General features: G+C 69.9%; 23 protein-coding genes. 9 read left to right on the top strand and 14 right to left on the bottom strand.

Annotated elements, in window-relative coordinates:
• Positions 1-715 precede the first annotated feature (715 nt).
• Both AB0J95_RS44635 and AB0J95_RS44640 read right to left on the bottom strand, forming a co-directional pair.
• A complete protein-coding gene (locus AB0J95_RS44635) occupies positions 716-1,393 on the bottom strand; it encodes a hypothetical protein (RefSeq protein ID WP_364771863.1) in 678 nt (225 codons plus the stop codon).
• 63 nt (positions 1,394-1,456) lie between these two features.
• Entirely contained in the window at positions 1,457-2,860 is a 1,404-nt protein-coding gene (locus tag AB0J95_RS44640; RefSeq protein WP_364771865.1) for an NAD(P)H-quinone dehydrogenase, read from the bottom strand.
• Positions 2,861-2,966: 106 nt separating this feature from the next.
• Here AB0J95_RS44640 and AB0J95_RS44645 point away from each other — a divergent pair, with 106 nt between their 5' ends.
• Positions 2,967-3,419 (top strand): gamma-glutamylcyclotransferase family protein, encoded by a 453-nt coding sequence (locus AB0J95_RS44645; protein ID WP_364771867.1) that lies wholly within the window; start codon positions 2,967-2,969, stop codon positions 3,417-3,419.
• Here AB0J95_RS44645 and AB0J95_RS44650 read toward each other — a convergent pair.
• The 6 genes from AB0J95_RS44650 to AB0J95_RS44675 form a co-directional block, all read right to left on the bottom strand.
• On the bottom strand, positions 3,412-3,813 hold the full coding sequence (locus AB0J95_RS44650) for a hypothetical protein (protein WP_364771869.1): 402 nt from the start codon (positions 3,811-3,813) through the stop codon (positions 3,412-3,414). The two genes, AB0J95_RS44645 and AB0J95_RS44650, sit on opposite strands and share 8 nt — an antisense overlap.
• A 1,543-nt stretch (positions 3,814-5,356) precedes the next feature.
• The gene (locus AB0J95_RS44655; RefSeq protein WP_364771871.1) at positions 5,357-6,628 is read right to left on the bottom strand and encodes a M20 family metallopeptidase; all 1,272 of its coding nucleotides are present in this window, start codon (positions 6,626-6,628) and stop codon (positions 5,357-5,359) included.
• A 260-nt stretch (positions 6,629-6,888) separates the two neighbouring features.
• Positions 6,889-7,176 carry a hypothetical protein gene (locus AB0J95_RS44660; RefSeq protein ID WP_364771873.1) on the bottom strand — a complete coding sequence of 96 codons (288 nt, stop codon included), beginning with the start codon at positions 7,174-7,176 and terminating at the stop codon, positions 6,889-6,891.
• Positions 7,177-7,185: 9 nt separating this feature from the next.
• Entirely contained in the window at positions 7,186-8,154 is a 969-nt protein-coding gene (gene meaB / locus AB0J95_RS44665; protein ID WP_364771875.1) for a methylmalonyl Co-A mutase-associated GTPase MeaB, read from the bottom strand.
• Entirely contained in the window at positions 8,147-10,321 is a 2,175-nt protein-coding gene (gene scpA, locus AB0J95_RS44670; RefSeq protein ID WP_364771877.1) for a methylmalonyl-CoA mutase, read from the bottom strand. Before scpA ends, meaB begins: the two co-directional genes overlap by 8 nt.
• Entirely contained in the window at positions 10,318-12,141 is a 1,824-nt protein-coding gene (locus AB0J95_RS44675) for a methylmalonyl-CoA mutase family protein (RefSeq protein ID WP_364771879.1), read from the bottom strand. Before AB0J95_RS44675 ends, scpA begins: the two co-directional genes overlap by 4 nt.
• Before the next feature lie 90 nt (positions 12,142-12,231).
• Between AB0J95_RS44675 and AB0J95_RS44680 the strand changes: the two genes are divergently transcribed.
• Positions 12,232-13,926, top strand: a complete 1,695-nt coding sequence (locus AB0J95_RS44680; protein ID WP_364771881.1) for a serine/threonine-protein kinase — start codon at positions 12,232-12,234, stop codon at positions 13,924-13,926.
• Here AB0J95_RS44680 and AB0J95_RS44685 read toward each other — a convergent pair.
• Positions 13,906-14,556, bottom strand: coding sequence for a MerR family transcriptional regulator (locus AB0J95_RS44685; RefSeq protein WP_364771883.1), 651 nt, complete (start codon positions 14,554-14,556; stop codon positions 13,906-13,908). The genes AB0J95_RS44680 and AB0J95_RS44685 overlap by 21 nt on opposite strands.
• Positions 14,557-14,652: 96 nt before the next feature.
• On the opposite strand from AB0J95_RS44685, the gene AB0J95_RS44690 reads away from it, so the two are divergent.
• From AB0J95_RS44690 to AB0J95_RS44710, 5 genes are read left to right on the top strand one after another with little or no spacing between them, the layout of a single operon-like run.
• Complete coding sequence (locus AB0J95_RS44690; protein ID WP_364771884.1) at positions 14,653-15,615, top strand: hypothetical protein; 963 nt, start codon at positions 14,653-14,655, stop codon at positions 15,613-15,615.
• On the top strand, positions 15,615-16,049 hold the full coding sequence (locus tag AB0J95_RS44695) for an ABA4-like family protein (RefSeq protein ID WP_364771886.1): 435 nt from the start codon (positions 15,615-15,617) through the stop codon (positions 16,047-16,049). Before AB0J95_RS44690 ends, AB0J95_RS44695 begins: the two co-directional genes overlap by 1 nt.
• The gene (locus AB0J95_RS44700) at positions 16,046-16,852 is read left to right on the top strand and encodes a purine-nucleoside phosphorylase (RefSeq protein WP_364771888.1); all 807 of its coding nucleotides are present in this window, start codon (positions 16,046-16,048) and stop codon (positions 16,850-16,852) included. Before AB0J95_RS44695 ends, AB0J95_RS44700 begins: the two co-directional genes overlap by 4 nt.
• On the top strand, positions 16,849-18,495 hold the full coding sequence (locus AB0J95_RS44705) for a phospho-sugar mutase (protein ID WP_364771890.1): 1,647 nt from the start codon (positions 16,849-16,851) through the stop codon (positions 18,493-18,495). The genes AB0J95_RS44700 and AB0J95_RS44705 overlap by 4 nt, the downstream gene beginning before the upstream one ends.
• The gene (locus AB0J95_RS44710; RefSeq protein WP_364771892.1) at positions 18,496-18,948 is read left to right on the top strand and encodes a flavodoxin family protein; all 453 of its coding nucleotides are present in this window, start codon (positions 18,496-18,498) and stop codon (positions 18,946-18,948) included.
• On the opposite strand, the gene AB0J95_RS44715 is transcribed toward AB0J95_RS44710, so the two are convergent.
• Both AB0J95_RS44715 and AB0J95_RS44720 read right to left on the bottom strand, forming a co-directional pair.
• Positions 18,945-19,592, bottom strand: a complete 648-nt coding sequence (locus tag AB0J95_RS44715) for a class I SAM-dependent methyltransferase (protein WP_364771894.1) — start codon at positions 19,590-19,592, stop codon at positions 18,945-18,947. The genes AB0J95_RS44710 and AB0J95_RS44715 overlap by 4 nt on opposite strands.
• Complete coding sequence (locus AB0J95_RS44720; RefSeq protein WP_364771896.1) at positions 19,571-20,338, bottom strand: helix-turn-helix transcriptional regulator; 768 nt, start codon at positions 20,336-20,338, stop codon at positions 19,571-19,573. The genes AB0J95_RS44715 and AB0J95_RS44720 overlap by 22 nt, the downstream gene beginning before the upstream one ends.
• A gap of 51 nt (positions 20,339-20,389) precedes the next feature.
• On the opposite strand from AB0J95_RS44720, the gene AB0J95_RS44725 reads away from it, so the two are divergent.
• Both AB0J95_RS44725 and AB0J95_RS44730 read left to right on the top strand, forming a co-directional pair.
• Entirely contained in the window at positions 20,390-21,298 is a 909-nt protein-coding gene (locus tag AB0J95_RS44725) for an LLM class flavin-dependent oxidoreductase (RefSeq protein ID WP_364771898.1), read from the top strand.
• A 76-nt stretch (positions 21,299-21,374) separates the two neighbouring features.
• Positions 21,375-24,953 (top strand): S8 family serine peptidase, encoded by a 3,579-nt coding sequence (locus tag AB0J95_RS44730; protein ID WP_364771900.1) that lies wholly within the window; start codon positions 21,375-21,377, stop codon positions 24,951-24,953.
• A gap of 75 nt (positions 24,954-25,028) precedes the next feature.
• Here AB0J95_RS44730 and AB0J95_RS44735 read toward each other — a convergent pair whose 3' ends face one another.
• Genes AB0J95_RS44735 through AB0J95_RS44745 form a run of 3 tightly spaced genes read right to left on the bottom strand, consistent with a single transcriptional unit; the run spans position 25,029 to position 26,060 of the window.
• A complete protein-coding gene (locus AB0J95_RS44735) occupies positions 25,029-25,409 on the bottom strand; it encodes a MerR family transcriptional regulator (protein ID WP_364771902.1) in 381 nt (126 codons plus the stop codon).
• Positions 25,410-25,456: 47 nt separating this feature from the next.
• Entirely contained in the window at positions 25,457-25,837 is a 381-nt protein-coding gene (locus AB0J95_RS44740; RefSeq protein WP_364771904.1) for a Fic family protein, read from the bottom strand.
• A 16-nt stretch (positions 25,838-25,853) separates the two neighbouring features.
• On the bottom strand, positions 25,854-26,060 hold the full coding sequence (locus tag AB0J95_RS44745; RefSeq protein WP_364771906.1) for a ribbon-helix-helix protein, CopG family: 207 nt from the start codon (positions 26,058-26,060) through the stop codon (positions 25,854-25,856).
• Positions 26,061-26,191: the final 131 nt, after the last annotated feature.

Consider the following 26,191-nt stretch of genomic DNA (forward strand, 5'->3'; position numbering starts at 1 on the left):
CCCGCCAGCCCGCCAGCCCGCCAGCCCGCCAGCCCGCCAGCCCGCCAGCCCGCCAGCCCGCCAGCCCGCCAGCCCGCCAGCCCGCCAGCCCGCCAGGACAGTGTGGCTTCGTGGAACCAGCTTTCGGCCAATGCGCAGGTATTGCCGACCGTTGCGGCACTTCCACATACCCGCCGACCAGCACCGCTACTCGCCTCCCCCGAACCAATCCCGAAGCCGATGCGTGACTATCGCTGACTACCGCGCCATGTCCCACACCACCAACCACCATGTCCGCTCCCCTCTACGGAACCACCCCAGTCGAAGTGCAGCCACCGCTGGCCACCGAGCCGCTTCCCCACCTGGCAACCAGCATCGGCGCTCTCCCGGAACCGATTCCCAGCCGTCGCTGGTCAATGCGTCGGATCCGCGTAACGGCTGCTTTGCCAGGAACGAGTCTCACAAGCCGCTTGTGGCCATCGCTGCACTGTCCCGTCAGGACGGTCGCTTGACTGGCGGGAAACAGGCCCAGTTGGGCTGCGGTCGTCCCTGGTGGCTGCGCCGGGCTGGCCTTCCTCGGCTGTGGGGCTGTAGCGGCTTTGGTGGTGAAGTGGCTTTGGTGGTGAAGTGGCCTTGGTGGTGAAGTGGCTTTGGTGGTGGGGTGTGGGTTGGTGTTCCAGGGGGTGTGGGGTGGCGGTCAAGTGTGGGTCTTGACCGCCGTTGATCCCCCTGCGGGTCAGTTGGCTAGGAAGCCGCCGCCGGTTTGGGGCGCGCCCTTTGGCTTGACCGAGACCTGGGGTGGTTGGGGTGTGGGGTGGTTGGGGTTGGTGGGCGGTGGTTTGGTGATGGTGAAGGTTGTCGCGATCTTCTGGCCCTTGCAGGCGAAGATGACGCTGTACTTGCCCGGCTTGGCCGCCGCCGTGCCCGCGCCGACGCCCTTTCCGTTGTTCCCCTCGAAGTTCACCGGGATGTCCGCGGCGAAGCCCAACGAACGCGCCTTGGTGTCGCCGGGCCCGGCGAGGCACCACACCGTCACCGTGAGCTTGCCGCCCGGTGCGACCTCGCTGGGCTGCACGGAGATCCGGCCCTGCTCGGCGCCCACCACCTCGAAGGACGCGGTCACCGTGCCGTCCTTGCACTTCATCGTCGCCACGTACTTACCCGGCTTGTCGACGACCTTCGCGCTCGCGCCCAACGGCACCGACTGCGCGAAACCGGCCGAGTCCACCGCGTTCTTGGGGTACGGCGAATTGCAATGCCCTTGTGTCGCAACGCTTTGCCCGGGGCCGACCCGGGACGGGACGATCTTGAGATAGGAGGGCTCCGCCGAGCCCGAGTTCTGCTCTGCCACCGCCGGCAACGCGCCGACGACCAATGCGAGACCGGTGGCAGTGACGACCTTTCCGAGTTTCATGGAATGCCTCCCCAGCGTGTTCCAGACACCCTGAACACGCCGGACCCGCTGAGGAGGTTGCCGTCAATCCAAGTCGTCGTGGCGCATCAACCGGCGCCCAGCCTCGGTGATCGACCCCGACAGCGAGGGATACACCGAGAAGGTCAGCGCGAGGTGCTCGACGGTCAGCTGGTTCTGCACCGCGATCGCGATCGGCAGGATCAGCTCGCTCGCGGTCGGCGCGACCACCACACCGCCGATCACCACACCGGTCGCCGGGCGGCAGAACAACTTCACGAAACCCCGGCGCAGACCCTCCATTTTGGCCCGTGCGTTCGTCGCCAGCGGCAGCATGATCGTGCGCGCGGGCACCTCGCCGGAGTCGATGGCGTGCTGGCTGATGCCGACCGTGGCGATCTCCGGGTGGGTGAACACGTTCGCCGCGACCGTCTTCAACCGGATCGGCGCGACCCCCTCGCCCAGGGCGTGCCACATCGCGATGCGGCCCTGCATCCCGGCCACGGACGCGAGCATCAGCACGCCCGTGCAGTCACCGGCCGCGTACACGCCCGGCACGCCCGTGCGCGACACGCGGTCGACCGAGATGAAGCCGCCCGGGCCCGGCTCGATGCCGATCTTGTCCAGGCCGATGTCACCCGTGTTCGGCACCGACCCGACGGTCATCAACGCGTGGCTCGCCTCGATCTTGCGGCCATCGGCGAGGTACACCACGACCCCGTCGGTCACCCGCTCGACCTTCTCGGCGCGCGCGTGCTTGTACAGCTCGGTGCCGCGCTCGGCGAACACGTCCTCCAGCACCGCGGCGGCGTCCGCGTCCTCGTGCGGCAGGATCCGGTCCCGGCTGGACACGACCGTGACCTTCACGCCCATCTCGGTGTAGGCCGACGCGAACTCCGCGCCGGTCACCCCGGAGCCGATCACCACCAGATGCTCGGGCAGCTCGGTCAGGTCGTACAGCTGACGCCAGTCGAGGATGCGCTCGCCATCCGGCACCGCCCCGGGCAGCACCCGCGGGGTCGCGCCGGTTGCGATCAGCGTCACATCCGCGCCGAGCACCTCGGGTTCACCCGTGTGGGGCACGACCTGGATACGGTGCGCGGCCAGCCCCGGCTGCTCGTCGACGAACCGCGCCACACCCGCGATCAGCCGGACACCCTCGCGCTGCAACCGGGCCCGGATGTCCGCCGACTGCGCGAGCGCCAGCCCACGCACCCGCCCGTGCACCACCGGCAGCTCGATCGCGGCCTCCGAACCGTTGGTCCGAATCCCCAGCTCATCGGCGTTGCGGAAGGCCGACCGGGCGCCCGCCGAGGCGATGAACGTCTTGGACGGCACGCAGTCGTAGAGCACGCACGCGCCACCCAGGCCGTCACGCTCGACGATCGTGACGTCCGCGCCGTGCTGCGCGGCCACGAGAGCCGCCTCGTAGCCGGCGATACCGCCCCCCATGATCACGATCCGGGTCAACGGGCCCCTCCACATGCCGAACTGAAGCAGATCCACGTAAACCGTACGCGTGACTCCCCGAGCCGCATCCCGTCGGGGGATGTATCGGGTCGCTACGCTGTCCGTCGTGCCGCTCTACGCTGCTTATGGGTCCAACATGGATCCCAGCCAGATGCTCGAGCGAGCGCCCTACTCGCCCATGGCGGGAACCGGGTGGCTCGTCGGCTGGCGTTTGACCTTCGGAGGCGAGGATCTCGGCTGGGAAGGCGCCCTGGCCACCATCGTCGAAGATCAGGAGTCGCAGGTCTTCGCGGTCCTGTACGACGTGAGCCCCCGGGACGAGTCCAGGCTGGACCGTTGGGAGGGCGCGCTCGGCCTGTACAAGAAGATCCGCCTGCGGGTGCAGACCCTCGAAGGGTCGGTGGTCGCCTGGCTGTACGTGCTGGACGCCTACGAAGGCGGTCTCCCTTCCGCTCGTTACCTGGGTGTGGTCGCCGACGCCGCCGAAGCGGCCGGCGCGCCCGCCGACTACGTGGCGGACCTCCGGATCCGCCCGTGCCAGGGCATCGGGCCTAGCTGACCAGGAGGACCTCCGCACGCCGGCGCGACGCCGAGTCAGGCAGCACCTTGACCGCGGCCCGGACAAGATCCCGGAACCCCGGCGGATGCCGCGCGAGCGCCTGGTTCAGGCACAACAGCGCCGTGCCGATCTCGGCGTGCCCCAGCATCACCGCCAGCGCGTGATCCAGCGACAGCGTCCGCAGGTCATGCACGACCTCCGTCTGGTACCGCTCCCATCTCCCCCGATGGATGGTGAGCCCCACCCTGCCGCGGATCCTGCGCCCCGGGCGCAGCATCACGTGAATGGGTGACAGCTCCGCAGCCGTGCAGCCATAGAGGCGGACCGCCGTATGGCTGGTCAGGACCGCTTCCGGGCCCGCTTGGCGGAGGGCTTCGGTGGCTCTCCGGATCATCTCCGCTTCGGCTGCTGCTCGAGCGTCATGACTCGGCTTGGTGGGTGAGCGGGTTGTGGATCGCGTGGGGTCGAGCGGCCAGGAGTCGGGTGGGACGTGGAACGGGTGGTGGTGGGTGACGGGGACGTCGGCCAGGGGGCGCGGGTGGAGCCTGACCGTCGGCAGGAGCGGGGTGGGGACCACGGGAACGGCAGGGCCGGCCGCGGCGGGATCTGGGTAGGGAGCGGCGGCAGTCGGGGCGAGCAGGCCGCAGGCCTCAAGGGCGGCTCGGGTAGTTGCGAAGTCGGCGGCAGGATCGGGGGCCGGGTCTCCGGTGGGGTCGGCGGTCGGAGCCGCTGGCGTTGGGTTTGGGGCCGAGTCATCGGCTGGGCCAGTGGTCGGAACCGCTGGGGTTGGGCGTGGGGCCCAGTCTCCGGCTGGGCCAGCGGTCGGAGCCACTGGGGCCGGGGCCGGGGCCGGGATCGAGTCTCCGGCGGGATCAACGGTCGAGGCCGGTGGGGCTGGGCTTGGGGCCCAGTCTCCGGCGCGGCCAGCGGCCGAGGCCACAGCAGCTGGGTCCGGGGCCCAGTCTCCGGCGGGATCAGCGACCGAGGCCGCTGGAGCTGGACTCGGCGACCAGTCTGCAGCGACACCAGCCGTCGGGACCGATGGGGCTGGGCTTGGGGCCAACTCTCCGGCGGGGCCAGCGGTGGAGGCCGATGGGGCTGGACTCGGGGCCCAGTCTGCAGCGGGATGAGCGGTCGGGGCCGCTGGGGCTGGGTTCGGGGCCGACTCTCCGGCGAGACCAGCGGCCGAGGCCACAGGGGCCGGGTTCGGGGCCGACTCTCCGGCGAGACCAGCGGCCGAGGCCGCAGCGGCCGGGTTCGGGGCCGACTCGCCGACGAGACCAGCGGCCGAGGCCACAGGGGCCGGGTTCGGGGCGGAGTCAGCGGCTGGGCCATGGGCTCGGCCATCGACCTGGTCGAACGTCAGGTCGGCGGCCGGGGCAACTGCTAGGGCTGGGGCCGAGGCGAAGGTTTCCGGCGATGTGGAGGTAGCGGACAGCTCGGGATGTTTCTCAGGCGCGGCTACGCCTTGAGGGCTTGAAGTTGGGTGGGGCTGAGGAGGTGGTGTTGGGGCGGCTTTGTGGCCCAGGAGGGTTCGCCAAGGCACGCCGAGGGAGTCCAGCCGGGCGATGAGTGCGGCGGCCGTCGGGAACTCGGCATCCAGGGCGGATGTGGGCTGGGCGGAGGCAGCGTGAGAGGCCAGGCCGGGCGTGAGTTGGGAGGGGGCAGGGTAAGACGCCAGGCCAGGTGGGGACTGGTTAGGGACAGGGCGAGACGCCAGGCCGGGTGGGGACTGGCTGGGGGCAGGCTGAGAAGCCAGGCCAGGTGGGGACTGGGTGGTTGCGGTTTCAGGGGCCGGGGCGGGGGCGGGCCCGGAGGGCGTGGCGTGCGGCGCCGGGGTGGATGTGAGGTGGGGCGGCGGGGCTTGGGTGGGCATGCGTCCACGATGGGGGACGCATGCCTGGGGGCGGGAGGGTGTGGATAGGGCCTGTGGATAACTAGCTGGCGAGGGCGGTGAGGGCGGTGTGGACCATCACGCGGATGCCGGTGAGCAGGGCCCGCTCGTCGAGCTGGAAGGTGGGTTGGTGCAGGTCGCGCATGACGCCGTCGCCCGGCCACACGCCCAGGCGGGCGAAGCTGCCCGGCACGTGCTCCAGGTACCAGCCGAAGTCCTCGCCGCCGGAGGACTGCTTGGTCCCCGCCAGCGCGTCGCTGCCCAGGGCCGACTCGATGCCCGCGCGCAGGATCGCCGTGGACTCACTGTCGTTCACGACCGGCGGCACACCGCGGCGGTGGTGCAGCTCGTAACCCACCCCGAGGGGGGTCATCAGGGACTGGACCAGGCCCGCCACCAGCGGCTCCATGTCCTCCCACACGTCGTGGTCGCCCGTTCGGAGGGTGCCGCGCAGCAGGCCTTCCTCCGGCACCGCGTTGGGCGCCTCACCCGCGTGCACCGCGCCCCACACCAGCACCGTGCCCGACCGGGGGTCGACACGCCGGGACAGCAGGGCGGGCAGGCCGGTGATCAACGTGCCCAGCGCGTGCACCAGGTCCGCGGTCAGGTGTGGGCGGGAGGTGTGCCCGCCCGGGGAGGTCAGGCGCAGCTCCAGCAGGTCCGTGGCGGACGTGATCGCGCCGACGCGGGTGCCGATCCGGCCGACCTCGACCCGGGGGTCGCAGTGCAGCCCGAAGATCCGCTCGACCCCGTTCAACGCGCCCGCGTCGATCATGTCCAGCGCACCGCCCGGCATGGTCTCCTCGGCCGGCTGGAAGATCAGCCGCACCCGCCCGGGCAGTTCCGGCGCGGATGCCAGCGCCAGCCCGGCCGCGAGCAGAATCGTGGTGTGCGCATCATGTCCACACGAGTGCGCCACGCCGTCCACGGTGGACGAAAACGGCAGACCGGTCGATTCCTGCAGTGGCAACGCATCGATGTCCGCACGCAGCGCGACACACCGGTCACCCGTGCCGACCTCGCAGATCAGCCCGGTGCCAGTTGGCCCGATCACCGGCTGCAGCCCAGCCGAGTGCAGCATCGTGGCGAGCAGCTGCGTAGTACGGAACTCCTGCCTGGACAGTTCCGGGTTCGCATGGATGTGCCGGTACCACGAGACGATGTCGCCAATGCTCGCGGAAAGCCATCCGTCCAACCAGGACGGCCCCCTACCGGCGCCGATGTCGTCCACAACAGGCATCGTCGCGGCAGTGCCGTTGACCAACACCTCGGGGTCCCCGTCCGGGGAGTCCACCCTTGAGTCCAGAACAGTCATGCCGCACCTCCGCGGCAGCATCACGCAACCGTGACACCGAGTCGAGCTTCGTTGTCTTGAATGAACATCCTGCACGGTCGGCGCAAGAGAAGTGTCACTCGCGGCTCATCCTGCCCTATAGGGCTGTGCGGCAACTGCCAGACCCGTTGATCAAACCGGTCGCCGGTAGAGCCGGAGCGCCGAGCGGCACAGCCGATTTTACCCAGGCCGAAGCGATGACCGCCCAGCGAATACCACTCAATCGTGGATCTTGAGGAAGATCAACTACCGCCGGAGTCCTTCTGACGCTTGCTGCGCGCGCGGTGGCCGATGATGACGATGCCCAGCAGCACCACCGCCGCCACGCCGATGACCAGCTTGTTCCGTGAGTTGGCGCCGTCCTGCGTGGTCGGCGCGGGCGGGATGTCCGGGCCAGCGGGCGCGGTGGTCTGCTGCGCCGCGGCCACTGGGACCCCGCGGTCCGACTGGTCCGCCATGGCACCGACCGGAAGCACGAACACCAGCGCGAACAGACAAACCAGCAACGCCCGGGATACGGTTCGTACCATTCCGCAACATTAACGCAAGCCGAAGGCCTTCAGGATCCGTTCGGCCGCCAGGGTGGGGGTCAGTCGCCCGTCCTGGACGTCACGTTCCACCTCTGGGGTGATGGCCCGTACCTCTGGGTTGTCACTCAGGCGGGACATCAGCGCGTCGCGGACCATCGACCAGGTCCAGTCCACCTGCTGACGGCTGCGCTTGGCGGTCAGCTCACCGGCCGCGTCGAGCGTCGAATGATGCGAGCGGACCTGCTCCCACAGCGTGTCCAGACCGGCGCCGGTCAGCCCGCTACAGGTCAGCACGGGTGGCGTCCACAGCTCGTCGCCCGACCGCAGCAGCCGGAGCGCCCCAGCGAGCTCACGGGCGGCCTTCCGGGCCTCCTTCTCGTGCTCGCCGTCCGCCTTGTTGACCGCGATCACGTCGGCCAGCTCCAGCACGCCCTTCTTGATGCCCTGCAGCTGGTCACCCGTCCGGGCGAGGGTCAGGAACAGGAAGCAGTCGACCATCCCGGCCACGGTGATCTCCGACTGCCCCACACCGACCGTCTCGACCAGCACGATGTCGTACCCGGCCGCCTCCATCAGCACGATCGTCTCGCGGGTGGCCCTGGCCACCCCGCCGAGCGTGCCGGAGGTCGGCGACGGCCGGATGAACGCCGCGGGGTCGACCGCGAGCCGGGCCATCCGGGTCTTGTCGCCGAGGATGCTGCCGCCGGTCCGGCTGGACGACGGGTCCACGGCCAGCACCGCGACCTTGTGGCCGGCGGCGGTCAGCGACGTGCCCAGCGCGTCGATGAACGTGGACTTGCCCACGCCGGGCACGCCGGTGATGCCGACCCGGTGCGCCCCGCCGGCGTGCGGCAGCAGCTCGACGAGCATCTCCTGGGCCTGCTGGCGGTGGTCGGCGCGGGTCGACTCGACGAGCGTGATCGCCCTGGACAGGACGGCCCGCTCGCCGGCGAGGACGCCGCGGACGAAGTCAGTCATGCCCGAGCTGGGCCCGCAGCTTGCCCAGCAGGTCCACGACCGCCTCGGCGATCACGGTCCCCGGCGGGAAGATCGCCGCGGCACCGGCCTCGTGGAGCGCGTCGAAGTCCTGCGGCGGGATGACGCCGCCGACCACGATCATGATGTCCGGGCGGCCCGCCTCGGCCAGCTCGTGGCGCAGCGCCGGGACCAGGGTCAGGTGCCCAGCGGCGAGCGAGGACACGCCCACGACGTGCACGTCCGCCTCGATCGCCTGGCGGGCCACCTCGGCCGGGGTCTGGAACAGCGGCCCCACGTCCACGTCGAAGCCCAGGTCGGCGAACGCGGTCGCGATCACCTTCTGGCCGCGGTCGTGCCCGTCCTGGCCCATCTTGGCGACCAGGATCCGCGGCCGCCTGCCCTCGGCCCGCGCGAACTCCTCGACCAGCGAGCGCGCGTTGTCCACATTGGACACTCCGGTTCCGACCTCCTCGCGGTACACCCCCGAGATCGTACGGATCTGCCCGGCGTGCCTGCCCCAGACCTGCTCCAGCGCACCGGAGATCTCACCCACGGTCGCCTTCGCACGGGCCGCGTCGATCGCCAGCGCCAGCAGGTTCTCCTTGCCCCCGGCGCCCGCGGTCAACCGCCGCAGCGCGTCCTGGCAGGCGCCCTCGTCGCGTTCGGACCGCAGCCGCCGCAGCTTTTCCAGCTGCTGCGCGCGAACCCCGGCATTGTCCACTTTGAGCACTTCGATCTGCTCGTCGGCGTCCACGCGGTACTTGTTCACGCCGATCACCGGCTGGCGCCCGGAGTCGATGCGCGCCTGGGTACGGGCCGCGGCCTCCTCGATGCGCAGCTTCGGGATGCCCGCGTCGATCGCCCGCGCCATCCCGCCCGCGGCCTCGACCTCCTCGATGTGACCCCACGCCTTGCGGGCCAGCTCGTAGGTCAGCCGTTCGACGAAAGCGCTGCCACCCCAGGGATCGATCACCCTGGTCGTGCCGGATTCCTGCTGCAGCACGAGCTGCGTATTGCGGGCGATGCGCGCGGAGAAGTCCGTCGGCAGCGCGAGCGCCTCATCCAAAGCGTTGGTGTGCAAGGACTGCGTGTGCCCCTGCGTGGCCGCCATCGCCTCGATGCACGTCCGCACGACGTTGTTGTAGACGTCCTGCGCGGTCAGCGACCAGCCCGAGGTCTGCGAGTGGGTCCGCAACGACAAGGACTTCGGCGACTTCGGGCCGAACTGGTTGACCAGCTTGGACCACAGCAGCCGGGCCGCGCGCAGCTTGGCGACCTCCATGAAGAAGTTCATCCCGATCGCCCAGAAGAACGACAGCCGCGGCGCGAACGCGTCGATGTCCAGCCCGCCGTCCATTCCCGCCCGGATGTACTCGACCCCGTCGGCGAGCGTGTACGCCAGCTCCAGGTCGGCCGTCGCGCCCGCCTCCTGCATGTGGTAGCCGGAGATGGAGATCGAGTTGTACTTCGGCATGTGCTGCGAGGTGTACGCGAAGATGTCGGAGATGATCCGCATCGACTGCGCGGGCGGGTAGATGTAGGTGTTGCGGACCATGAACTCCTTGAGGATGTCGTTCTGGATGGTCCCGGCCAGCTGTTCGGGCGCCACCCCCTGTTCCTCAGCGGCCACAACGTAGAGCGCGAGCACCGGCAGGACCGCGCCGTTCATGGTCATCGACACGCTCATCTTGTCCAACGGGATGCCGTCGAACAGCTGGCGCATGTCGTAGATCGAGTCGATCGCCACCCCGGCCATGCCGACGTCGCCGGTCACGCGCGGGTGGTCGGAGTCGTAACCGCGGTGGGTGGCCAGGTCGAACGCCACCGACAGGCCTTTCTGGCCGGCCGCGAGGTTGCGGCGGTAGAAGGCGTTGGACTCCTCGGCGGTGGAGAACCCCGCGTACTGGCGGATGGTCCACGGCTGGGTCACGTACATCGCCGGGTACGGGCCGCGCAGGAACGGCGCGATACCCGGGTAGGTCGACAGGAAGTCGATGCCTTCGAGGTCCTCGGCGGTGTAGACCGGTTTGACGCCAATGCCTTCCGGTGTCTCCCAGACGAGAGCGTCCGCACCCTTGCCGGTGGCGTCGGCCAGGGCGCGTTGCCAGTCGGCCAGGGCGGCCGGATCGGCGGTGCCCAGCTCGACGTCGGCGAAGTTCGGGATCATGCGCCTGCTCCCAGCGTCCGAAGGGTCTCGCGCAACACGGCGAGCACGTCGACTCCGATGTGGACATAGCCGTCCACACCCGGATAGTCGCCGCGCCCGGCCACCAGGACCTTCTCCGCGCCCGCCTCGGCGAGCGCCTTGCACACGTCTTGTATGCGCTCTGCATACACTTTGTCCGTACCGCATATACAAGCGATCCGGGCACCGCTGGCCTTGAACGCCTCGGCGACCTCCGGCGCCGACGAGGTGGCCCCGGCGTTCGGCGTCTCGATTCCGCCCGCCTGGAACAGGTTCGCCGCGAAGGTGGCCCGCGCGGTGTGCGAGGCGACCGGCCCGAGCGTGGCCAGGAACACCTTGGGCCGCACGGGTTGCGCGTCGGACAGGTCGCGGAGTTCCTCGTAGGCCTCAGCCAGCCTGACCGACGGCAGGCCGCCCGCGGGAACGGCCGGAGCCGGTTGGCGCACAACGGGTTTCTCGGTCAGGTTGGGGAACTCGCTGACCCCGGTCAACGGATCCTTGCGCTTGGCCAGGTTGCGCGACCGCCGTTCCCAGGTCTGCGCGAGCCGCTCCTCGATCAGCCCCGAAGCCGCCTCGACGCCACCCGCGCGCTCGATCTCCTGGAAGAACGCCCAAGCGGCCGAAGCCAGGTCCTCGGTCAGCTGCTCGACGTACCAGGAGCCACCGGCCGGGTCGATCACCCCGGCGACACGCGACTCCTCCAGCAGCACGGCGTGGGTGTTGCGGGCGATCCGGCGGGCGAAGTCGTCCGGCAGGCCGATGGCCGCGTCGAACGGCAGTACCGTCACGGCGTCCGCCCCGCCGACGCCGGCGCCGAAGCAGGCCAAGGTGGTGCGCAGCATGTTCACCCACGGGTCGCGCCGGGTCATCATCACCGGCGAGGTGACCGCGTGCTGCCGTTGGGCCGCAACGCAACCGGACACCTCGGTGACCCGCGCCCAGAGCCGCCGCGCGGCCCGGAACTTGGCGATGGTCAGGAACTGGTCCGCGGAGGCGGCGTACCGGAAGTCCAGTTGGCCCGCTGCCTGCTCGACGCTCAGGCCCGCGTCGGTCAGCGCCCGCAGGTACGCCACCCCGGTGGCGATCGAGATGCCCAGCTCCTGGGCGTCCGACCCGCCTGCCTGGTGGTACGGCAACGCGTCGACCACGATCGTGCGCAGTTTCGGGTACTCCCCGGCGACGCGGACGGCCAGCGAAACGGCCCCGGCGAGGTCCTGCGCAGCGCCCGTCCGGGCACGCAGGCCCAACGGGTCCGCGCCGAGGTTCCCGCCCACCTCGCTGGCCGGGATGGCCTTGTCCGAGTGGATCTTCAGGAGGGCGTCGGAAGCGGCCAGGAAATCGGCGCCCGCGTCCAGCATGACCGGCGCGAGGTCGAGGTAGACCTCGTCGAGCACGTCTGCCAGCGAGGACAGCGGCAGCCCGGCGTCGCCGACGACCAGCCACAGCGAGGTGACGCCGTGTTCCAGGTCGGCGAGGATCGCCTTGCGGGCGACCGCGGGATCGGGGTGCGCGTGTCGTTGCCGCACGTCCCAGCCGGTCGCCACGTTGCCCTCGGGCCGCCCGCCGCGGACGAACGGCGCCAGCCCTGGCATACCAGGTGCATACGAGCTGTCACCGCTTGTATACAACGGGTGTACGAGGATGTCGTCGTAGGTCTTGGTGGCGATCAGGTCGGACACCTCGCCCGGCACGGAGTCCGGCAGCTTGCCGGACTTGCGCAGGACACCGGCGATCAGCTCCTGCCACTGCGCACGGTCGGGCGTGGGGAACTCCGCGGCGAGGACCAGTTCCTCCTGGTTCATACCCCTGGATGCTAGGGCAGAGATCTAAAGCCAACCTGTGACACGGACCATTGTCCATGGGCATCACCAGAGGTTCGGCACAATGGCGGGGTGACCGACACCCAGCCCGTGCAGCGCCTGATCGCCGGCCGATACCGACTGGTCAGCGAGATCGGCCATGGCTCCATGGGTACGGTGTGGCGCGCGTTCGACGAGTTCCTGCGCCGCCAGGTCGCGGTCAAGGAGGTCCGGCTGCCGCCCGGCATGCCCCAGGGCGAGGCCGATGAGCTGCGGGAACGCACCATGCGGGAGGCCCGCGCGATCGGCGTGCTGTCCCACCCGAACGTGGTCACGCTGCATGACATCGCCAACGAGCACGGCGACCCGTTCGTGGTGATGGAGTACGTCCCGGGCAGCAGCCTGGCGCAGCTGCTGAACACACACGGTCCCCTCGACATCACCCAGGCGGCGGCCGTGACGGACGCGGTCGCTGCCGCGCTGCAGGCCGCTCACCAGGCCGGGATCACCCACCGGGACGTCAAACCGGCGAACGTGCTGGTGGCCGAGGACGGCCGGATCAAGCTGGCCGACTTCGGCATCGCCCGCAACATCTCCGAACACACCCTGACCAGCACCGGGATCACCCTCGGTTCGCCGGCGTACATCGCGCCCGAGGTGGCCTCCGGCGGTGAGGTGACGCCCGCGGCCGACCTGTGGAGCCTCGGCGCGACCCTGTTCGCCGCCATCGAGGGCCGGGCGCCCTACGACCCCGAAGGCGATGTCATCGCCACCCTGCTCGAGGTGGTCAACGGCAAGATCCCGCAGCCGGAGTCGACCGGCCCGATGGCCGAGCTGATCACCGGGTTGATGATCAAGGACACCACCGCCCGGCTGTCGCTGGCCGAGGTGCGCCGCCGGATCTACCCGTACCTGCCCGAGCCCGGGACCTCGGCGTTCACCTTCGAGGCGATCGCCAAGGCCGAGGAACAGGCCGCCGAGCAGCCCACCAGGGTCACCACCACGCCACCGTCGGCGCCCGCGGCACAGGAGTCGCAGGGCGCTCCGGGGCTCGCCGCCGACCCTGGGCCGTTGCCGTTCACGCCGAGCGCACCGCTGCCGGTGCAACGCCGCCGGGGCGTGCCACGGCCGTTGATCTACCTGACCGCGGTCGTGCTGTTCGCGGGCGCGGCCGGGGGCGGGTTCGCGCTGACGCGGCGAGCCGCCGGCCAGGACCTGTTGCCGGCGGCCCCGACCAGGGTGACCCAGCCGGTGCTGGCGCCGACGCAGAACGTGCCGGTCGGCGAGCCCATCCTCCGGACGGGGGACGCTGCCGTGATCAAGGGCGCCAAGGGTGGCGGGTACCAGATCAAGGTGCCGCCGGGCTGGGTCGTGTTCGTCGAGGAACGGGTGCCGAAGAACTACCCGCAGAGCACCCGCGTGCACTACGTCTCGCCGGACGGCAAGTACGAGCTGGTGGTCGAGCGGTTCGCCGGGTTCTACGGCCAGGGCCAGGGCAAGAACATCGAGAGCTACCTGGGCCTGCTGCGGCAGACCTGGCCCGGCAAGGACCAGTACGTGCAGAGCGAGCTCACGCCGCTGGACCGGCAGGGCGGCCCGGAGGTCGCCAAGCAGTTCAGCTACCGGACCGTGGACGCGAACTCGTTGCGCCGCACCACGTTCGCCGATCTGATCCCGAGCGGCGAGGACCTGTGGGTGGTCGGCCTCACCGTGCCGCTGACCGAAGAGGACACCGGCCGCAACAACCTGTTCGCCAAGATCGCGCCGTCATTCGTCATCTCCGCCTGACCGGTCCACGCCGTACAGCCGGGCGGTGGCGTCCTGGTGGGCGAGCCGGCGCAGCGCGATGATCATCGTCTCGCCGAGCACGGTGCCGATCACCGCGCCCTCGACCACGTCGTCCATGCCCTGGTCGCGGACCACTTTGGTGACGTCGACCTTGGCGACCAGCTCGGCCGCGTCGGCGTACACCTCGACCAGGTCGATCAGGTCGGTCCGGCCGAGCTCGGCGAGCGTGGCCAGGGCCGCCACGAGTGAGCGCGCCGGGGGGCAGTCCGGGTCGGCCAGCCAGCCGCGCCGCCGCAGCAGCTCACGCACCTGGGTGTCGGCCTGTTCCCACAGTTCGCCGGAGCCCTCGGGGTGGATCGGGCCGAGCCGGTCCTGCATCTCGCCGAGCACGTTGAACGGGATCTTCTCCGGCGCGTCCACGGCGTCCAGCACGTCCCGGACCGCGGCGATGGACAGCTTGCCGACCTCGACCAGCGCCCGCACCATCTTGAGCCGCCGGACGTGCGACTCGTCGTAAAGCGCCTGGTTGGGGCTGGTGCGCTCACCGGGCGGGAGCAGGCCTTCGCGCAGGTAGTACTTGATCGTCGGCACCGGCACCCCGGTCCGGCTGCTCAGCTCCGCCATCCGCATCCGGCAACCCCTTAGTTCCACGTTCGGGGCAAACCCCGATTGCGCCATCGTAATGGATAGTGTAATTATCGATAGCAGATAGCTCCACTATCCACGTTGACCGAGGGGCCCGACATGGACATCCGCACCTGGCACAAACCACTGCTGCTGCTCACCGGCCTGATGCTGGCCTCGCTGCTGTTCGGCATCGGCGGCCTGGCGTTCGACGACCGCGTCCTGCTTGGCGAGCCGATCTGGCTGAAACCGGTCAAGTTCTCCGTCTCCATCGCGATCTACGCGTTCACCCTGGCCTGGCTGATGTCGTTGTTACGCAAGCGGTCCAGGCTGGTCTGGTGGATGGGGACGGTGATCAGCGCGACCATGGTCGTCGAGATGGTCGTGATCATCGGCCAGGCCACCCGCGGCACCCGGAGCCACTTCAACAACCTGACCGACTTCGACTCGCAGCTCTACCAGATCATGGGCATGTCGATCGTGGTCGCCTGGCTGGCCAACCTGGTCATCGGCATCGCCGTGCTGCGCCAGCGGTTCGCCGCCCCGGCCACGCTGTGGGCGATCCGGCTCGGCCTTCTCATCGCGCTGGGCGGCATGGCGGTCGCGTTCTTCATGACCGCGCCGACCGAGTCGCAGCTGGCCATCGAGACCTCCGGCGGCCACTCGCCGTCGATCGGCGCGCACACCGTGGGCGTGCCGGACGGCGGGCCGGGCATGCCGATCACGCACTGGAGCACGGTCGGCGGCGACCTGCGCGTCCCGCACTTCATCGGCATCCACGCCCTGCAGGCCCTGCCGCTGCTGGCGCTGCTGCTGCGCCGCCGGTTCTCGCGCTGGGACGAGGTCGTGCGCACCCGGCTGGTGCTGGCCGCGGGCGCGGGCTACTTCGGTCTGCTGGTGCTGACCACCTGGCAGGCGCTGCGTGGGCAGTCGCTGATCGCGCCGGACGGGTTGACCATGAGCGTGTTCGCGCTGCTGGTGCTGGCCGTGGCCGGTTCTGCCGTCGCCATCGTCCGTTCGCGGCCCCGGGCCGCCGTCGAGTCACCGGAGAAGGTGCTGGTCTGATGGCCTCGCTGTTCCAGCTGTCGTTCCTGCTGGCCGCGCCGTTCTGGGCGCTGATGATCGTGCTGCCCGGGTGGGAGTGGACGCGCCGGATCATCGGCTCGCCGTGGATCGCCGCCCCGGTGTCCGCGCTGTACCTGCTCATCGCGGTCCCCCGGCTGGCCGACCTGCTGCCCCTGGTGACATCCCCGTCGCTGCCGGGGCTGCAGGCCGCCATGACCGAGGGCGGGGCGGCCACCCTGGTCTGGGCGCACATCATCGCGTGGGACCTGTTCGCCGGGCGGTGGATGTACCTGGACAGCCAGGAGCGCCGGGTTCACCCGTTGGTGATGGCCCCGGTACTGCTGGTCACGATCCTGTTCGCGCCCATCGGTTTCCTGGTCTACCTCGCGGTTCGGCGGGTCGCGGCGCGCGTTCCCGTAGGCTCCCCGGCGTGACCGGTACGAACGAAGACCCGAAAGCAGTCGCCCAGTCGGCAGCGGCGGCGCTGGCCGCCCAGACCGGGGTGGAAAAGCACGACCTGGCCGTCGTCCTCGGCTCCGGCTGGCGGCCCGCGGCCGACGAGATCGGCACGGACGGCGCGGAGGTGCCGGTCGCCTCGCTGCCCGGGTTCCTCGCGCCGACCGTGGCCGGGCACGGCGGCGCGATCCGCTCGCTGACCGTGGGCGACAAGCGGGTGCTGATCATGCTGGGCCGGACCCACGGCTACGAGGGCCACGGCGTCGCCCAGGTCGTGCACGGGGTGCGGACGGCCGCGGCGGCCGGCGTGAAGTCGATCGTGCTGACCAACGCGGCCGGCGGGCTGCGGCCGGCCTACACCGTGGGCCAGCCGGTGCTGATCAGCGACCACCTCAACCTGACCGCGAAGTCCCCGCTGGTCGGCGCCGAGTTCGTGGACCTGACGGACCTGTACTCGTCCCGGTTGCGGGAGGTCGCCCGGTCGATCGACCCGTCGCTGGAAGAGGGCGTGTACGCCGGCCTGCCGGGTCCGCACTTCGAGACCCCGGCCGAGATCCGGATGCTCACCACGATGGGCGCGGACCTGGTCGGCATGTCGACCGTGCTGGAGGCGATCGCCTCCCGCGCCGCCGGGGTCGAGGTGTTCGGGCTGTCGATGGTGACCAACCTGGCCGCCGGGATCACCGGTGAACCGCTGAACCACCTGGAAGTGCTTGAGGCGGGCCAGAAGTCGGCCGCCGCGATGGGCAGGCTGCTGCGGGAACTGGTGGTGCGGGCGTGAGGCTCACCTCCGAGCTGCGCGACCGCGCCTTCCGGTGGATCGCCGACGACGTCGATCCGGCCGCTCGCACTGAGCTGCAACAGGTTCTGGCGCAGGCGATGGGCGGCTCGGAGGCGGCCGTAGCGGATCTCGCCGACCGGATGGCCGGACCGCTGACGTTCGGCACCGCCGGGCTGCGCGGCCCGGTTCGCGCCGGGCCCAACGGGATGAACCGTTCGGTGGTCACTCGCACGACGGCCGGGGTTGTCGCGTGGCTCTTCCACAAGGGACACACAAGCGGCGTGGTCGTCGTCGGCCGGGATGCCCGGACCGGGTCGGCCGAGTTCTTCCTTGACGTCGTTGGGGTTCTGACTGCGGCCGGGTTCACGGTGTGCCCGTTGGACGGACCGCTGCCGACGCCCATGACCGCCTTCGCGGTGCGTCATCTCGGTGCCATCGCGGGGATCCAGATCACCGCGTCGCACAATCCCCCGGCGGACAACGGGTACAAGCTGTACGACGCCAACGGGACGCAGATCGTGCCGCCGGACGACCGGCTGATCGAGGCGGCGATCCGGGACGCGCTCCCCGCCGTGTCGATCTCGCGGGCGCCGGTCACGCCGAGTACGCGCGAGGACATCGTCGAGGCCTACTACTCGCGGCTGGCTTCGCTGCCCCGGGGTACCGCGCGGGACTTGAAGGTCGCCATGACGCCCATGCACGGGGTCGGCGGCGCGGCCGCGGTCGAGGCGTTGCGGCGCGCGGGTTTCACCGATGTGCATGTGGTCCGGGAGCAGGCCGCGCCCGATCCGGCGTTCCCCACGGTGTCTTTCCCGAACCCCGAGGAGCCCGGCGCCACGGATCTGTTGCTGTCGCTGGCTTCCTCGGTCGATGCCGACATCGCGATCGCCCTGGATCCGGACGCTGACCGATGCGCGCTGGGTGTCCGCGGGCCTGATGGCTGGCGGATGTTGCGCGGCGATGAGACCGGGACTCTGCTGGGTCACCACATGTTGTCCACTTTGGACCGCGTGGCCAACCCGTCTCCTTTGGTGGCGACGACGATCGTGTCCTCGTCCATGCTGGGCAAGATCGCCGCGGCCGCCGGGGCCCGGTATGACGAGACGCTGACCGGGTTCAAGTGGCTGGTGCGGGCCGGGGACGGGCAGGGCACCGGGCTGGTGTTCGCCTACGAGGAGGCGCTCGGCAACTGCGTCGACCCGCAGTTCGTCCGGGACAAGGACGGCATCTCGGCCGCCGTCGTCGCTTGCGACCTCGCGGCCACGTTGAAGGCATCCGGGCAGACGCTGCTCGATGTGCTGGACTCGTTGTCCACCACGCACGGCGTGCACCTGACCGACCAGGTATCCTTGCGGGTCACCGAGTTGTCCGTCATCCGGGACCTGATGAACCAGCTGCGGACCTCCCCGCCTGCTTCGCTGGCCGGGGTGCAGGTGTCGGCCGAGTTCCCGCAGCCGGACATCCTGCGGCTCACCGGACCGGGCGTGCGGGTGATCATCCGGCCGTCCGGCACCGAGCCCAAGCTCAAGGCGTACCTGGAAGTCGTCACTCCGGTGACCACCTCGCTGGAGGCCGCGCGGACCTCCGCCCGAGACCAGTTGGCAGGAGTGCACGCCGAGATCAAGTCGTTGCTGGGAGCCTGAATGGCCCGGTTGCTGATCGTCCACCACACCCCATCGCCTGGTATGCAGGCGATGTTCGAGGCCGTGGTGTCCGGCGCGACCGATCCGGAGATCGTCGACGTAGAGGTGGTCCGCCGCGCCGCTCTGGCCGCGACCGCGGTGGACGCCCTCGACGCCGACGGGTACCTCCTGGGCACACCAGCGAACATCGGCTACATGTCCGGTGCCCTCAAACACTTCTTCGACCAGATCTACTACCCGTGCCTCGACGCCACACGGGGCCGTCCGTTCGGCTTTTACGTGCACGGCAACGAAGGCACCGAAGGCGCGGTCCGCGCGATCGAAGGCATCGCCAAGGGTCTGGGCTGGACCTCCGCCGCGGCTGCGGTGACCGTCATGGGCGCACCGGGTAAGGCGGACCTCGAAGCCTGCTGGGAACTGGGCGCCACCCTCGCCGCGGGCCTGATGGGCTAGTTCGGCTTGCGGGCAACGAGATACGCCTGAGGTCCCCCTTCGGTCCGATCAGGGTCACGCACCAGCCTGGCGACCTCGACCAGGCCTGCTCGGCTCGACAGTTCGGCGACGCGCTCCGGCGGTAGCCAGTAGACCTCAAGTGACAGGTCATGCCCGTACGCGTGTGCCAAGTGACGGCGCTCGTCACCGGCCTTGAAGGCGACCAGCAGGTGGCCGCCCGGCGCCAGCACCCGGTGGAACTCGGCGAAGATGCCGGGCAGCGACTCCGGTGGCGTGTGGATGATGGAGTACCAGGCGACAATGCCGCCAAGAACACCGTCCCCGAGCGCCAATGAGGTCATCGACCCCTCTTCGAACCGCAGGCCCGGATGTTCCCGGCGGGCGACGGCGACCATCTCCGATGACAGGTCCACGCCGAACACCGTCAGCCCGAGGCCGGCCAGATGTGCGGTCACCCGGCCAGGTCCACAGCCGAGATCGGCGACCGGGCCGCTGTCCTCAACCCGCACGAGATCGGCGAACGCGGCCAACATGGCCCGGTCGAACGGCTTCGCGTCGAGTTCGTCGCGCAACAGCTTCTCGTAGTCCACGGCCACGGAGTCGTAGGAATCCCGGGTGGTGGTCAGGTAGTCGGGCTCGGCCACGCGAAAGACCTCAGCGCTTCGGCGGTTTTCGCGTCCGCGGGCAGGAACGCTTCGAGCTTGAGTTCGGCGATGGTGATGTCCACTGCTGTGGCGAAGGTGGTCACGGTGGTGGTCAGGCGGAGGTCGCCGAGTTCCAGCGGCACGGCGAAGCCGAGGTGGTCGTCGGGCAGGGCGATGTCCGGGAGGTACGCGTCGAGTTCGGTGGCCAGTTCGGTGAGGCGGGGGTCGGGGTTGCGGACCGACTCCTGGTGCAGGCGTTCGGTGACGTGCCGGGCCCAGGCCGCGAAGTTGCCGATCCGAGGCGCCATTCCCTTGGGGTGCAAGGCGATCCGATAGGCGTTCATCGGCTTGTCCAGCAGCTGCGGCGCCACTGCCCCGATGAGGACCGGGAAAGCCGCGTTGTGCGCGATGATGTCGCCGTAGCGGTCCACCACGATCGCGGGGAACGGCATGTGCCCGTTGAGGATGTGGGTCAACGCGGTCATCACCGGCGCGAGGCGGGTGTCGTCCAGGGACGTCTGCGGGTAGGCGGGGGCGAAACCGGCGGTGAGCAGGAGTTCGTTGCGTTCCCGCAACGGCAGTTCGAGGGACTCGGCCAGGCGGACGACCATCGCGCGGCCCGGCGCCGACCGGCCGCTCTCCATGAAACTCACGTGCCGCTGGGTGGTTCCCGCGCGCACGGCCAGTTCGAGCTGGCTCATCCGGCGACGGGTCCGGCGGGCGCGCAGGGCGCTGGCGAAGTCCACTCCTCAGCGTATTCCTTCGAGGGAATTGCTGCTATGTGGAGGATTCGAGGCATGGCGAACTTCGGTGTGATCCTGCCGACCACGAACACCAAACAGACCCCGCGCGAACTGGTCGGCTTCGCGGTCCGGGCGGAGGACCTCGGCTACGACTCGGTGTGGGTCGGCGACACGCTCCTGCGGCCCGTGCTGGAACCGTTGACGACACTGGCCGCGGTGTCGTCCGTGACCTCGCGGGTGACGTTGGGTACGGCAGCATTGCTGCCCGCGTTCCGGTCGCCCGTTCAGGCCGCGCAAACGTTGGCGTCGCTGGATCTGCTGTCCGGCGGGCGGTTGACCGTGACCGTCGGCGCCGGGTTCCCGGGCCGGTCCGAACCGGAGTACGCGATGTCCGGGGTGCCGTGGGCGAACCGGTTCACGCGGCTCGATGAGACCGTCCGGCTGTGGCGCCGGTTGTGGACGAGCGACGAGCCGGTTTCCTTCCACGGCAAGGTCCTGCGCTTCGACGACGTCCCGCCGGTCGCCCGCCCCGTCCAGCCTGGCGGCCCACGGATCTGGCTCGGCGGCGCCACTCCCCGGGCCCTGGCCCGCACCGCCGCCCTCTACGACGGCTGGTTGCCCTATCCGCCCAACCCCGCCGACTACGCGCCCGGACTCGCCGCCGTCCGGGCGGATGGGCGAGACGTGACCGCGGCCCTGTTCGCGACCGTCCTGATCACCACCAGTGCCGAGGAAGGCCAGGCGGCGCTCGCCGAGTACACGCAGACGAACTACGGCGTCCCGCTGGAGATCGCGAAGACCATCCAGTTCCTCACCGCCGGGCCGCCCGAGCACGTCCGCGACCAGCTCGTCCCGTACCTGAAGGCAGGAGCCGAGCACGTCGTCCTGCGGATCGCCGCCCTGGACATCGGCGTCCAGCGCGACCAGCTGGCCCAGATCGCCGAGCTGACAGCGCGACTGTGAACGAAAGTCCCATGCAACCCCGGCGAGGCGCGGTCCGTGAGCAACGGGTGATCGGTCCCCTACGCTAAGGAAACAAGTGGGCAGAAAGCAGTGCGCGGTCCTGACAGCCGCGCTCCTCCTCACCGGGCTGACCGGGACACCCGCCGCCGCGCAGGACAACCCAGGGGCAGACCCCGCGAACCCGGCCGAGACCGTCACGTTGATCACCGGCGACCGCGTGACCGTGCTCGGCGACCGGGTGGCTGCCGTGCACATGGCGACCGGCCGGGAACAGGTGCGGTACTGGCAGTACCGCCTCAACGGTCATGACTATGTGGTCCCTGATGACGCCGTGCGCGACCTGATGCAGGACAAGCTGGACAAGCGCTTGTTCGACGTCACCGGGCTGGTGCAGCAGGACTACGACGACGCACACGAGCCGGCCGTGCCGACCATCGTGACGAACACCGCCGCCCGCGGGCTCACCGCGGGCGTCCAGGCTGTCTACACACCGAAGACCGAGGCCGCCAAGCAGTGGCGGGAACGCTCGGTGGCCCGCGAGGCCGCGCCGCGGAAGGTGTGGCTGAACGGGCGGGTCCGGCCGGCCCTCGACCAGAGCGTGCCGCAGGTCGGCGCGCCCCAGGCCTGGCAGGCCGGGTTCCGCGGCGACGGCGTGAAGGTCGCCGTGCTGGACACCGGGTACGACGCGGGTCACCCGGACCTGAAGTCTATTGTGGACAACGCGGTCGACTTCACCGGTGAGGGCATCAAGGACACCGTCGGCCACGGAACCCATGTGGCCAGCACGATCGCGGGCAGCGGCGCGGCCTCCGGCGGCCGGTTCAAGGGCGTCGCACCCGGCGCGCACCTGCTGATCGGGAAGGTGCTCGGCGAGTTCGGCGGGCGCGAGGACTGGATCGTCAACGGGATGCGGTGGGCCGTCCAGCAGGGTGCCAAGGTCGTCAACATGAGCCTCGGCGGCGGCGTCACCGACGGCACGGACCTGATGTCCCAGGCGGTGAACCAGCTGTCGGAGTCCAGCGGCGTGCTGTTCGTGATCGCCGCGGGCAACTCCGGGGTGCGCGAGTCGGTCGGCTCTCCCGGTGCCGCCGACAAGGCGCTGACCGTGGCCAACGTGACCAAGTCGGACGTGCTGAGCACGACGTCCAGCCAGGGCCCGCGGGCCGGGGACTTCGGGCTCAAGCCGGAGATCGCCGCGCCCGGCACGGACATCGTCGCCGCGCGGGCCGCGGGGACGTTCACCGAGTTCTCGGTCAACGAGTTCTACACCAAGATCTCCGGGACCTCCATGGCCACACCGCATGTGGCCGGTGCGGCGGCGATTCTGGCGCAGCAGCACCCGGACTGGACCGGTGAGCAGATCAAGAACACGCTCATCGGGTCGGCCAAACGCCTGCCCGGTATCGACACCTTCGCCCAGGGCGCGGGTCGCCTCGATGTCGCTCGCGGTGTGTTGCAGCAGGTCCGGGCCGAGGGGCTGGCCGGGTTCGGGGCGATGTGGGGCGTCGGTGACGTTTCCCGCGAGATCACGTACTCCAACTCCGGGTCCAAGCCGGTCACTTTGGCGCTGGACCTGGATGTTCCGCACCGGGAACTGTTCACTGTGGACAAGTCGGTGACCGTTCCCGCTTCCGGCAGCGCCATTGTCACCGTGAGCACACGTGGTTCTTCGCGGCCTGTTGGTGATGTCACTGGTGTTCTGCGGGCGCGCGCCGGGGATGTTCTCCTGAACACGCCGTTGACCGCACAGTTCAACGGCGACAAGCGAACGCTGACCGTGAAGGTCCCGCCGCGGTCGGGAACCCCGTTGCAGGCGCTGGTCATCGCGCAGAACGAGCAGACCGGGCTGGCGCAGATCGGGTTCACCGACAACGACACGGTCTCGTTCACCGTTCCCGCCGGCAGCTACCGGGTGCTCGGCCAGATCATCGACTCCGCTTTCACCGACACGATGTTCGCGCAGCACGCGGATGTCTCGGCGGATACGTCGATCTCCGTCGGCACCGCGTCGGGCAAGCCGGTCACGGTCGGCATCGACGACCCGGCCGCGCGGGCCCAGAGCGGTGGCGGGATGGGGATCACGTCCGACCCCGACCTGGCCGGTCCCGCTGGTGGGACAGCGTTGTTGCGCGGTGGCGCGCCGGGCGGCAGCGAGTTCACCGTCGCGGGCCCGCCGATGCGCGGGCTGAGCTTCGCCAGCCTCAGCTACTGGAGCTACCCGTGGGCGATCACACACGTCAACGGCGCCGGTGGCTACGAGTTCACCGACACGTATGCCCCGTGGGACATGGGGTTCACCGGTGACCTGACCGCGCGGCTGGTCGACGTCGGCGAGGCGGACACCGAGTCCATCGAGAAGGCCGGTGACGTCTCCGGTGCCATCGCGCTGATCACCCCACGCGACTGGGACGACCCGGGCTACCCGTCCAGCGAGCAGATGCTGGGCGGCATCGAGCTGTTGAAGCAGAAGGGCGCCAAGGCGGTGATCTCCTACTTCAACCCGGCCGCCGACGCGGGTCCGGATGCGCGGCCCGCGCTGCCGACGGTGATGGCGTTCCGGCAGACCGATCTGCAGGGCGCGCAGGCGTTGATGAAACAGCGGACCGTCGAGGCCACGCTGTCCATCCGCGCCAACAGCCCGGTCTCGTACTTCCTCGCGGACAAAGTGGACGGCGGCCTGCCCGGTGGGCACGACTTCCGGTTCAGCAAGGCCTCGCTGGGCCAGATCTCGCGTCAGCTCACCGACACCATGAAGCCCGGGACCTACCGGTTCGGCGGAGCGTCATGGGCGCTCGGGGAGCTGCGGGCGGGCGCGGACATCGAGTCGAAGTGGCCGCAGCAGCGGGTCGACTACGTCTCACCCGGGGCCGCTCTGACGATGTTCGACACCGGCGGCTTCACCGATGACACCGCGTTCGACTACGAGACAACGCTTCCGGTGACGCTCAAGGCCGGCGAGAAGCGGTCGGCCCGGGTCTTCGCGGCGCCGTTCGGGCCCGAGCTCACCACTCCGCCGACGAGCCGTCAGGACGGCAAGCCGGTGCCGTGGGCCTACCGTTCCGGCGACCGGATCACGTTGGCGATACCGATGTTCGCCGACAGCGACCCGGCGACGGCCAGCCAGTTCGACGTCTCGAACGTTGGGTCGACGGTGTTGCTGAAGGACGGCAAGGAAATCGCCCGCCGAGGCGACCGGCCGGCGTTGGGTGCGTTCGACGTTCCGCGCGGGCCGGGGCGGTTCACGTTGATCGCCGACGCTGCACGGGCCGCCGGGAACCTAGACCCGGTGCTGTCCCCGAAGGTCCATTCCGAGTGGACGTTCCAGGCCGGCAAGGGCACCCAGGAGCGGGCGGCGTTGCCGTTGCTGGACATCCGGTACGACTTGAACCTCGACGCCCGCAACACCGCGCACGGCCCCGTCACCGGCACTGTCACGGTCGCGCACCAGCCAGGAGCGCGGTCGTCGTGGGTTCGGTCGGTGAACGTTGAGGTGTCCTATGACGACGGCAAGACGTGGCAGCGCGTCAAGACCTACGGCAACCGCCTGGAAATCCCCGCCGGGCCCGCCGGTTACGCGTCGCTGCGCGCCTCCGCGTCCGACCTCGACGGAAACACCGTCACCGAAACGATCACCCGCGCCTACGCGGTGAAGTAGACCCCAAGGTCAGCCCTCGTGGGTGGGTTCGGTCGTCAGAACGGCCGAACCCACTCACGAAGGGTGAGCTGGGGTTCAGCCTGCCGCGGCTTGGGTGGGTGGGCAGAGCTGGTCGTCGTACAGGCCGATCTTGTGGTTCAGGGCGTCCAGCGAGGTCTGCAGCTCGGCGATCCGCTCCAGCACGTCCTTGCGGTGGTCGACCAGCATCTGACGGCGTCGCATCGCCGCACCCGGACTGTCCTTGAGCTGGGCGTACTCGCGCATCATCCGGATCGGCATCCCGGTGGTGCGCAGTTTCGTCAGGAACTCGAGCCAGCCGAGGTCGGCGTCGGTGTAGGCGCGGCGGCCACCGGAGTCCCGGGCGGGCGGGTCGACGAGACCGATCCGTTCGTAGTACCGCAGTGTGTCGATGGACAGCCCACTGCGCTCAGCTGCCTGGGCGATCGCGTAGTTCACGGACCCGACGCTAGAACCTGGAGCGCGCTCCAGGTCAAGTCCGTGGCCTACTTCCGCTGAATGCCCCACGACTCGAGCAGCGCGGCGATGGCCGGGACCTCGATGGCGCCCCGGTCCACCTCGCGGACCAGGTCCAGCGCGGCGTCCTCCTCGGCGTCCACCCACCAGCCGTTGATGTCGCACAAAGTCACCGCGGCCACCCAGCCCAGCCGCCAGTTGCCCTCGGCCAGCGGCCGGTTGCGGATAATGGACTCCATCAGAGCGGCCGCCTTCAGCCATAACGTCTCGTACGCCTCGACGCCGAGCACGGTGGCCTGCGGGCGGTGCGCGGCGGAGTCGAGCAGGCCGAGGTCACGGACCACGAGGTCGCCCCCGGTCACGGCCGCCGCGAGCACCAGCAGGTCGCTGGCGTCCAGGTAGGTCAGCACGGACAGACTTATATCGTCAGCCGGTGCCCAGTCGGTTCAGCAGGCCCTCGTAGCGGGGCAGGACACGTTCCAGCACGTCGCCAAGCTGCTGCTGCTTGTGCAGCTTGGACCAGCGGTCGGCCAGCGCAAGCCGGAGGATCTCCTGCTTGGAGCGTCCCTCGGCCTCCGCGAGCTCTGACAGGCGGTCTTCTTCGTCGTCGCTCAGGCGCAACGTCAAGGCCATTGAGGCATCCTAACGCTTCGATCTCGAAAAGCCATCAGCCCGTGGCACTTCTCGCGCACCTGAGGCTGCCCACAGGGGTGCACTTTGGTGCACAGTCGGAACCGACTACGCATTTCCGGGCTAACCTCGAC

Source organism: Actinocrispum sp. NPDC049592, from assembly GCF_040675465.1.
Classification (GTDB): Bacteria; Actinomycetota; Actinomycetes; order Mycobacteriales; family Pseudonocardiaceae; genus Kibdelosporangium.

Bases quoted from the DNA above. Each gene is read 5' to 3' on its own strand.
- AB0J95_RS44685 (WP_364771883.1), bottom strand. From the start codon at position 14,556: ATGCGGATGGCGGAGCTGAGCAGCCGGACCGGGGTGCCGGTGCCGACG.
- AB0J95_RS44725 (WP_364771898.1), top strand. From the start codon at position 20,390: ATGGCGAACTTCGGTGTGATCCTGCCGACCACGAACACCAAACAGACC.
- AB0J95_RS44660 (WP_364771873.1), bottom strand. From the start codon at position 7,176: ATGGTACGAACCGTATCCCGGGCGTTGCTGGTTTGTCTGTTCGCGCTG.
- AB0J95_RS44655 (WP_364771871.1), bottom strand. From the start codon at position 6,628: ATGACTGTTCTGGACTCAAGGGTGGACTCCCCGGACGGGGACCCCGAG.
- scpA (WP_364771877.1), bottom strand. From the start codon at position 10,321: ATGATCCCGAACTTCGCCGACGTCGAGCTGGGCACCGCCGATCCGGCC.
- AB0J95_RS44710 (WP_364771892.1), top strand. From the start codon at position 18,496: ATGGCCCGGTTGCTGATCGTCCACCACACCCCATCGCCTGGTATGCAG.
- AB0J95_RS44635 (WP_364771863.1), bottom strand. From the start codon at position 1,393: ATGAAACTCGGAAAGGTCGTCACTGCCACCGGTCTCGCATTGGTCGTC.
- AB0J95_RS44745 (WP_364771906.1), bottom strand. From the start codon at position 26,060: ATGGCCTTGACGTTGCGCCTGAGCGACGACGAAGAAGACCGCCTGTCA.
- meaB (WP_364771875.1), bottom strand. From the start codon at position 8,154: ATGACTGACTTCGTCCGCGGCGTCCTCGCCGGCGAGCGGGCCGTCCTG.
- AB0J95_RS44675 (WP_364771879.1), bottom strand. From the start codon at position 12,141: ATGAACCAGGAGGAACTGGTCCTCGCCGCGGAGTTCCCCACGCCCGAC.
- AB0J95_RS44695 (WP_364771886.1), top strand. From the start codon at position 15,615: ATGGCCTCGCTGTTCCAGCTGTCGTTCCTGCTGGCCGCGCCGTTCTGG.
- AB0J95_RS44650 (WP_364771869.1), bottom strand. From the start codon at position 3,813: ATGATCCGGAGAGCCACCGAAGCCCTCCGCCAAGCGGGCCCGGAAGCG.